Here is an 8,505-nt window from a genome sequence, read left to right on the forward strand (position 1 = left end):
TCCATGAACAGCATGTCGATATGACCATCGGTCATGAGGAGAAAGCCGAGAAGTGCGTCGTCATCCTGCGCGACGGTGATGCGATCGAGGCTCTCGACGAAGCGAGAAGCGAAGAAATGTGCATCGCGCGACGAGAGAACATCCTCTTCGATGATTGTCGAGAAGGCCGATCGATACGAACGTTCGGCGATCCGGGCGAGCGCGTCGACGTCGCGCGCCGAAGCCTTTCTGACGATCACGACTGGCCCCGAAGACGTGGGTCGAGGGTATCGCGCAGCGCATCACCAAGCAGATTGAACCCGAACGACAGAAACAGGATCGCGAAACCKGCGAAGACTGCGTTCCAGGGCGACAGCAGGAGGAAGTTTCGCCCCTCCGACAGCATCAAGCCGAGGGAGGGTGTCGGCGGCTGCGTGCCGAGACCGAGAAAGGACAGCGACGCTTCGACAAGGATCGCCGCGGAGAGAAGCAGACTCGTCTGCACCAGGATGACCGATGCGAGATTGGGCAGGATGTGCAGGAAGATGATCCGGGCATCAGAGGCGCCGATGGCCTTTGCGCCGGCGACGTATTCGCTCTCACACAGGACGAGCGCCGGACCGCGCAGCAACCGCGCGAAGATCGGCGTGTAGACGACAGCGATCGCCATCGCCGCACTATAGGTCTGCGGCCCGAGAACRGAAATCACGCCGATGGCGAGGAGCATGACGGGAAATGCAAACAGGATGTCCATGACGCGCATGATGATCCGATCGAGCCAACCGCGATAATAGGCTGCGAGCAGACCGAGCGTTCCGCCGAGAACAAGCGCCGCACCGACGGCGAGAAGACACGCGACGAGCGACGTGCGGTACCCATAGAGGATGCGCGCGAACACATCGCGCCCGAGCTGATCGGTTCCCAGCCAATGAAGGGCGCTCGGCCCTTTGAGACGGCTGACCACGCTCTGGGCCATGGGGTCGTACGGCGATACCACAGGAGCGAAGACCGCCAATAGGACCTGAATGGCGACGAACGCCGTTGCGAAGGCCAACAGCTTGTTGTTGCGAAGGCGCGACATGATCTTCAAGCCCTCACGCGCGGATCGATGACGATGTAGAGAAAATCGACCAAGAAGTTCACGAGCACGAAGCCTGTCGTCACCACGAGGATGGTGGCCTGAATCAGGGGGTAATTCCGTTCGGCGATGGCGCCGAGGATCAGGCGTCCGAGCCCTGGGATGGCGAAGACCTGCTCCACCACGATGGCGCCACCAAGAAGATAGCCGGTCATGATGCCGACGCTGGTGATGAATGGAATGAGCGCGTTGCGAAGCGCATGCTTGTAGACCACCGATCGCTCGCTCACGCCCTTGGCGCGTGCGGTCCGGATGTAATCCTGACCCAAGGCATCGAGCATCGCCGAGCGCACAAGTCGTGAAAGGTTGGCCAGAATCGGGAGCGCGAGAGCGAAAGCCGGAAGCACCATCCGTTCGAGATTGCCAAGCGGGTTTTCCGAGAACGGCACATATCCGAGCGAAGCGAAGCCCGGCGCGAATTGCGCAAGAATCAGGATCAGGACGATACCGAGCCAGAATGATGGAATCGTCAAACCAGCGATAGCGCCGACCCGCATCGCCACGTCTGCAGCTCCGCCGCGGGTGCGTGCCATGAGGCATCCCACAGGAACGGCCAGGCCGGCACCGACAATCAGCGCGAGAACGGTCAATTCGAGCGTCGGCCAGAGATGAACCATGATCTCCTGAGCAACCGGTCGTCCGGTCCAGAGTGACGTGCCGAAGTCGCCGCGAAGCGCAGCGCCCGCCCAGACGAAGTATTGCTCGATGATGGGGCGATCCAGCCCGACACGGCTCTTGAGTTCAGCCATGCGTTCCGGCGTGATTTCCGTGTTCGCGCCGAGCATGATCGCCACCGCATCGCCCGGGATGAGACGGATCATGAGAAAGACGATGATCGAGACCCCAACGAGAACCAGGATCAGATCAAGGAGGCGGGCGGCAATGACACGGCTCATGGAAAACGTTTCTTCGAAAGGCGGCGCCGACCAACGCCGGCGCCGCTTCTCTCATCAGGGTTGAAGGGTTGCGCCACGCAAGGTGGACAGCGACCGGTTCGGCATCACGTCGTAGCCTTGCAGCTTGTCGCGCATGGCGGAGAAGAGCGTGCCGTAGGTCAGGTGCGCGACCGGACCCGAACAGGCGAGTTTCATCTGCACCTCGTCATAGGCCTTCTTGCGCGCGGCCTGATCCTGCATGGCGCGCGCGCTGTCGAGAAGCTGATCGACATCCTTGTCCGAATATTTGAACACGTTCGTCGAACCGCCGGTGCGGAAGGTCCGGAAGAAGTAATCGTCCGGATCAGGGCTGCCGGCATTGATCGACGCGAACATGTCGAAATTGCTGTTGCGCCAATCCTGGATGAACTGACCCTGTTCCTGGTTCTTGAGCTCGACCTTGAAACCGGCCTTGTTCAGTTGCTCCTGCACCACCTGTGCCAAGTCCTTGATGTCCTGGCGCGGAAGCACGTTCATCGTGACGGCAACCGGCATCGTGACGCCGGCTTCCTTCAGAAGAGCCTGAGCCTTGGCGGCATCCGGCTTGTAGCAGGAGAAATTCTTCACATCGACCGCCCAGCTCTTGAGGGCTGGCGACAACGGGCCGCCGGGAACGCCGGCGCCGAAGAGCGCCGCGGCGACGATCTCGTCCCGGTTGATCGCGTAGTTGACCGCCTCGCGCACCTTCGGATTGTCAAACGGAGGCTTGGAGACGTTCATCCCGACAAGGGTGTAGGCGAGATCGAGGGTATCCGCGAGCTTGACGTTGGGCTTGCCTTTGAGCTGCAGCGCCGTCGCAGCGTCGATGTTGGGAAGAAGTGCATATTGTCCGTTGGCGAGACCGACCTGCCGTGTCGCCGATTCCGGAACGAGGTTGAACTTCACGCCCGACAACTTTGGCAAGCCGGATTGCCAATAGCCGTCATGCTTGGACAGGGAGATGAAACCGTTCGGCTGCCATTCCTGAAACTTGAAGGGCCCGGTCCCGTCCGGCGCCTTCTGCAAGATGTCCTTGTTGGTTTCCACCGAGCGCGGAACGATCGCGATTGTCGCGAGCGAGGTCAGAAGCGGCGCCGAGGGCTCCTTCAGCTTGAACTCGACGGTCTTGGGATCGATCACTGTGACCGTATCGACGGCGGACAGGCGGCTCGCGAGCGGCGAAGCGATGTCCTTGCTCTGGACACGGCGGATCGTCGAAGCGATGTCTTCCGCTTCCATGGCCGCACCGTCGTGGAATTTCACATTCGAGCGTAGCTTGAACGTATAGGTCTTGCCGTCGGGCGAGATGGTCCAGGATTCAGCAAGGCCAGGATTGACCTTCAGATCCTTGTCGACGGCGGTGAGGCCCTCATAGATGTTGCCGTTCACCACCATGAAGCTCGGGAATGCGGTGATGAGATGCGGATCGAGGCCGGTCGGGCTCTGATCGAGGCCGACCTCGAGAACCTGAGCCGAGGCGGTCGTCGCCGCCATGATGAATCCCGCGCCGATAACGCCGCGCAGCTTTGTCCTGAACATGCCTTGTCTCCCTCTGTGGCATTGCCGCCGAGTATAGGCGATCGCCATGGACCTGTCATGGTCCAATAACATACCACTCTGGACCAACAGCCGGTTTTGGGCCTATCATTCCGCGTCACGTGCAGGGGAGGATGACATGGCGAAACGACCGATCATGAAGACCATCGGCGTCATCAGTGGGACGTCGATGGACGGCATCGACGTTTCGATGGTCGAGACGGACGGCGAAGCCATCGTCCGGCCGGGCCCCGGCGGCACATTTCCCTACCCAAAGGATCTACGCACGACCCTTCAAGGTCTCATCGCCGCACCCTCTCGCGCGCAGAGCGAGACGCTCGAAACGCTGGAGCGCGAGGTGACGGACGCGCATATTCACGCGATCCGGCAATTCCTTGACACAAACGACATCGCGCCCTCGGACGTGCAGCTCATCGGCTTTCATGGGCAGACGGTTTACCATCGGCCCGAACAGCATTTCACCCGTCAGCTCGGTCTCGGCGAGCAGGTCGCAAAGACGTTCGGCATCGATACGGTGTACCGGTTTCGGCACGCGGATGTCGCGGCTGGCGGCGAAGGAGCACCGTTCGTGCCGCTCTACCATCGCGCCCTCGCGAGCAACTTGCCGCAACCGGTCATGGTGTTGAATCTCGGCGGCGTCGGCAATGTCACCTATATCGACGGCGACACCGTGATCGCCTTCGACACCGGACCGGCGAGCGCCCTGCTCGATGATTTCATCCAGCGTCGCCGGGGACTGAGCTTCGACGAGAACGGCCAGTTGGCCGCGTCGGGCAAGGTCGATCAGACGCTCGTCGATGCGTTCATGACCAACCCCTATTTCAATCGTGCGGCGCCGAAATCCCTCGATCGGCAGGATTTTCACGACCGCGCCAAGGGTGTCGACGCACTCTCCGATGAAGACGGCGCGGCGACACTCGCGGCCTTCACGATCGAATCCGTCGTCGCCGCTCTGCGGCATGTGCCGGGCAAACCTCAGCGCTGGCTCGTCACCGGCGGCGGGCGCAACAACGCGCATTTCATGAACCGCCTGCGCGAACGTCTCGGCGTCAGCGTAGACCCGGTGGAATCGGTTGGTTGGAATGGCGATTATCTCGAGGCGCAGGCATTCGGTTACCTTGCCGCGCGCTCGGTCCAGGGGCTTCCCTTGAGCCTKCCGACGACGACTGGCGTGCCGCGTCCGATGCCCGGCGGCGAGCTCAACCGCGCGGCCTAAGGCGGACATGATGACGCTCGATGAAGTGGCCGCACGGGCTTTCGCGCCGGCGCGGGAAGCGGTGACAAGTGGCGCCATTCCCGGCGCTGCTCTCGGCGTCATAGCGAAAAGCGGACCGCGTGCGGTCGCGTTCGCCGGTTCGGCACAGCTCGAGCCGACGCGAGAACCGCTCGATCGCGGCACATGGTTCGACCTCGCGTCCCTCACCAAAGTCATCTTCACGACGACCGCCATCCTGCGACTCGTCGATCAGGGACGCATCACACTGGACGACACCTTGGCGAAGGTGATCCCGGACCTGCGCCAATATGATATGAATGCAGCGGAGCGGCGCCTTACCTTCAGGCAGTGCCTGTCGCACGACACGCACCTGCCGGCAGTCGAGCCGCTCTACACCTATGGACAGGATCCGCAGACGTTGCGGGCATTCATTCTGCAGCGCGTCTGGACACCGGGTCCACCGGTCTATTCCGACAATAATTTCATGTTGCTCGGCATTGCCATCGAGCGGATCACCGGGCGGCCCCTCGCCGACCAGCCGCTGCCTCCTGGACTGACATTCAAGCCCGACCCCAAGCGGTGCGCGGCGACGGAGAAATGCACTTGGCGCGGCCGCGTCGTGCGTGGCGAAGTCCACGACGAAAACGCTTACGCGTTCGGCGGAGCATCCGGCCATGCCGGGCTGTTCGGCATCATCGACGGCGTCCTCGACTTCGCGCAATCCCTTCTCGATGGAACCGGCCTGTCGCCGCAAGGCCTGGCGAGCATCCGCACCCGTCAATCCGAAAAGCGAACCATCGGCTGGGAAGGGCGATACGCCGGTTGGTCGGGAGGCGATTCCTGCTCCGAAGCGACGATCGGCCATACCGGCTTTACGGGCACGGGATTGTGGATCGACTTCGACCGCGGCTTGGCTTGGTCGCTTCTCACCAACCGGGTCCATCCAACACGCCATCGCGAGACCGGGATCGTCTCTCTGCGTCGGGCTACCGGCGATGCCGTCATTCGTCTCCACGATGGAAAGACGGCCTGACGGGCACCTTTCAAGCTCTCCTTCCACGCGTTTCCGCATTGCCGGCGCCGCCAAGTGGACCTATACTGGTCTGCAAGAAAGAAGCACCATGGCCACCGAACACTTCAGCGCGCGTTTTCAGGATCTCGATTCCTGGCCCAGCACCGAAATTCTCTCCGCTCTCTATGAAGGCCAGCTCTCGGCCGTGGCGTCCGTTCGCGAGGCTCTGCCGGCGATCGCCGCTGCCGCAGAGGCCGCCGCCGATCGGTTGAGTCGCGGCGGACGCCTCGTGTACGCAGGCGCCGGCACATCGGGCCGCATCGGCGTGCAGGACGGAACTGAACTTCCGCCGACCTTCAACTGGCCGGAGGAAAAGCTCATCTATCTGATCGCGGGCGGCCCGGGGGCGCTTCTGCAAGCGGTCGAGAACGCGGAAGATTCGGTCGAGGAGGGTGTCGCCGGCATCCGCAAGGCGGAAATCGGGCCGAACGACGTCGTCATAGGCGTCGCCGCCAGTGGCAACACCCCGTTCACGATCGCGGCGCTCACCGAAGCGAAAGGGCGCGGCGCCCAGACAATCGGCATTTCGAACAACGCGAATGCCAAGATCCTGGCCGCCTGCTCCCACCCGATCCTCGCCGACACCGGTGAGGAGGTGCTTGCCGGCTCGACCCGCATGAAGGCGGGAACAGCGCAGAAGATCATTCTGAATCTGCTTTCCACCCTCATCATGATTCGCCTTGGACGCGTCTATCGCGGACTGATGGTCGACATGCGGGCGACCAACGCGAAGCTGCGCCGACGCAGCGCCGTGATGGTGATTCAGATTACAGGATGCGACGAGGACACCGCAGCTAAAGCGCTCGTTTCCGCTGGAGGCGACGTGAAGACCGCCGTGCTCGTGGCGCTTGGCCTCGATGCGGCGGAAGCCAGCGAGCGGCTTCGCCGCAGCAACGGCAACTTGCGAGTGGCGCTTTCGAACCTCTCGCAGTAGTTTCGGCGCATCGGCAGGCCGACACTCAAGAAGGCAATCAACAATGTCGCTGGGGCTGGGGATCGACGCGGGCGGAACCGCCACGCGGTGGCGGTTGGCGGACGCGGACGGGCAATGCGTCGCGCAAGGGTCGACCGATCCCCTATCGGGCCACCTGTTCTCGCCCGCGGCTGAAGAGCGCGCACGACTTCTCATTGCCGGCATCGCGCGGGAGATCGGAGCGCGCAAGCCAAACGGAATCGTCGCCGGCATCACGGGCCTGACGCGCGACACGCCGTCCGAGATTCTGGTGCGCGACATGCTGGCAGGTGCGTTCGACCTTCCGGCCGCGAGCGTGTTCGTCGCCGAGGACATGTGGATCGCATACCTGTCTTATTTTGGTTTGGGTGAAGGCATCCTGGTCTACAGCGGCACCGGGTCGATCGGCTGCTACGTCACCACTGACAAAGACATCATCCGCGTCGGCGGCCGCGGCAACCTGATCGACGACGCAGGTTCCGGCTTCTGGATCGCGCGGGAGGCGTTGAAAAGCGTGCTGCGTCGCGAGGAGGAGAATCCTGGCGAGGCTTGGGACACCCCCCTGGGGCGAGCGCTCGCCAATCGTCTCGGTGGCACCGATTGGAGCGTCGTTCGCGCGTACGTCTATGGCGGCGACCGCGGCAAGATTGGCTCGCTTGCCCGTGCTGTCGCGGAAGCGGCGCTGCGATCTGATCCTGTCGCACTCACCATTCTGCGCGATGCCGGACAGGAACTGGCGCGCCTCGCGAACAGTTTGATCAAGCGCGCCGGCCCGCACCCGATCGCGCTCGTCGGCGGCGGCACCCGTCTGCATCCAGTCATCGCGGAATCGTTTCGCACCAACCTGCTGGCCGATGTCGAAGTCCTCACGCACGATGTCGATGCAGCAATGACGGCGGCGCGACTCGCAGCGACAGTGACGTGATACGTCACGCATAGCGTCCACTGTCGCTCTCTCCAAGTAAAAGCCTTCCCAATACTTTTCAGTCCGCTCTTTAGAAGCGTTCTATTCTTCCGCATCTCTATTGCGTCAGCCATCCCATGAGCCTACTCAGATCCTTGAACAGGGACGTCGCACCCTGGATTTCGCTCGGGAACGGAGAGCTTTACATGAGACTCAAGCTTGTCGCGATGGCGGCCTTGATGGCAGGAACAGCGTTTGCAACCATCGCGCGGGCCGAGGCGCCCCAACCGAAAGCCGTGGTCGAAACCTACGCGACGATAGCGCAGGCCATGTACGGCGACGCTTTGAATGCGGCGCGTGATCTCGCCAAGGCGGTCGATTCGCTCCTCGCCAATCCGAGCGACGACACGCTGAAGGCGGCGCGCGCGGCCTGGATCAAGGCCAGGCCGTTCTATCAGCAGACGGAAGGTTATCGCTTCGGCAACAAGATTGTCGATGCATGGGAAGGCAAGGTGAATGCTTGGCCGCTCGATGAAGGGCTGATCGATTACGTCGACGCCAAAGGCTACGGCGAATCCTCCGACAGCAATCCGCTCTACCGCGCCAACGTGATTGCCAACAAAACGATCCGCGTCGGCAAGAAGCAGGTCGATGCCTCCAAGATCACGAAGAAACTCCTGAGCGAAAAGCTGCAGGAGGCGGGCGGCGTCGAGGCCAACGTGGCGACCGGCTATCACGCCATCGAATTTCTGCTGTGGGGTCAGGATCTCAAC

General features: G+C 62.3%; 9 protein-coding genes. 5 read left to right on the forward strand and 4 right to left on the reverse strand.

Annotation, left to right across the window (positions count from 1 at the left end; translation table 11 throughout):
- The 4 genes from AC1DT3_RS06895 to AC1DT3_RS06910 all read right to left on the reverse strand — a co-directional run.
- Positions 1–239, reverse strand: a 239-nt coding sequence (locus AC1DT3_RS06895; RefSeq protein ID WP_477464512.1) for a hypothetical protein, incomplete at its 3' end; no start/stop codon positions are given.
- Positions 236–1,060, reverse strand: a complete 825-nt coding sequence (locus AC1DT3_RS06900) for an ABC transporter permease (RefSeq protein ID WP_477464513.1) — start codon at positions 1,058–1,060, stop codon at positions 236–238. The genes AC1DT3_RS06895 and AC1DT3_RS06900, both read right to left, overlap by 4 nt.
- Before the next feature lie 5 nt (positions 1,061–1,065).
- Complete coding sequence (locus AC1DT3_RS06905; protein WP_477464514.1) at positions 1,066–2,013, reverse strand: ABC transporter permease; 948 nt, start codon at positions 2,011–2,013, stop codon at positions 1,066–1,068.
- 54 nt (positions 2,014–2,067) lie between these two features.
- Complete coding sequence (locus tag AC1DT3_RS06910; protein WP_477464515.1) at positions 2,068–3,570, reverse strand: ABC transporter substrate-binding protein; 1,503 nt, start codon at positions 3,568–3,570, stop codon at positions 2,068–2,070.
- Between the two features lie 136 nt (positions 3,571–3,706).
- On the opposite strand from AC1DT3_RS06910, the gene AC1DT3_RS06915 reads away from it, so the two are divergent.
- The 5 genes from AC1DT3_RS06915 to AC1DT3_RS06935 all read left to right on the forward strand — a co-directional run.
- On the forward strand, positions 3,707–4,804 hold the full coding sequence (locus AC1DT3_RS06915; protein ID WP_477464516.1) for an anhydro-N-acetylmuramic acid kinase: 1,098 nt from the start codon (positions 3,707–3,709) through the stop codon (positions 4,802–4,804).
- A 7-nt stretch (positions 4,805–4,811) separates the two neighbouring features.
- A complete protein-coding gene (locus tag AC1DT3_RS06920) occupies positions 4,812–5,837 on the forward strand; it encodes a serine hydrolase domain-containing protein (RefSeq protein WP_477464517.1) in 1,026 nt (341 codons plus the stop codon).
- 88 nt (positions 5,838–5,925) lie between these two features.
- Positions 5,926–6,810, forward strand: coding sequence for an N-acetylmuramic acid 6-phosphate etherase (locus tag AC1DT3_RS06925; protein ID WP_477464518.1), 885 nt, complete (start codon positions 5,926–5,928; stop codon positions 6,808–6,810).
- Positions 6,811–6,853: 43 nt separating this feature from the next.
- The gene (locus tag AC1DT3_RS06930) at positions 6,854–7,753 is read left to right on the forward strand and encodes an N-acetylglucosamine kinase (protein ID WP_477464519.1); all 900 of its coding nucleotides are present in this window, start codon (positions 6,854–6,856) and stop codon (positions 7,751–7,753) included.
- A 218-nt stretch (positions 7,754–7,971) separates the two neighbouring features.
- Positions 7,972–8,505 (forward strand): imelysin family protein (locus AC1DT3_RS06935; RefSeq protein WP_477464520.1); only part of this gene is annotated, 534 nt, incomplete at its 3' end.

This window comes from Microvirga sp. P4_G7, from assembly GCF_056401005.1.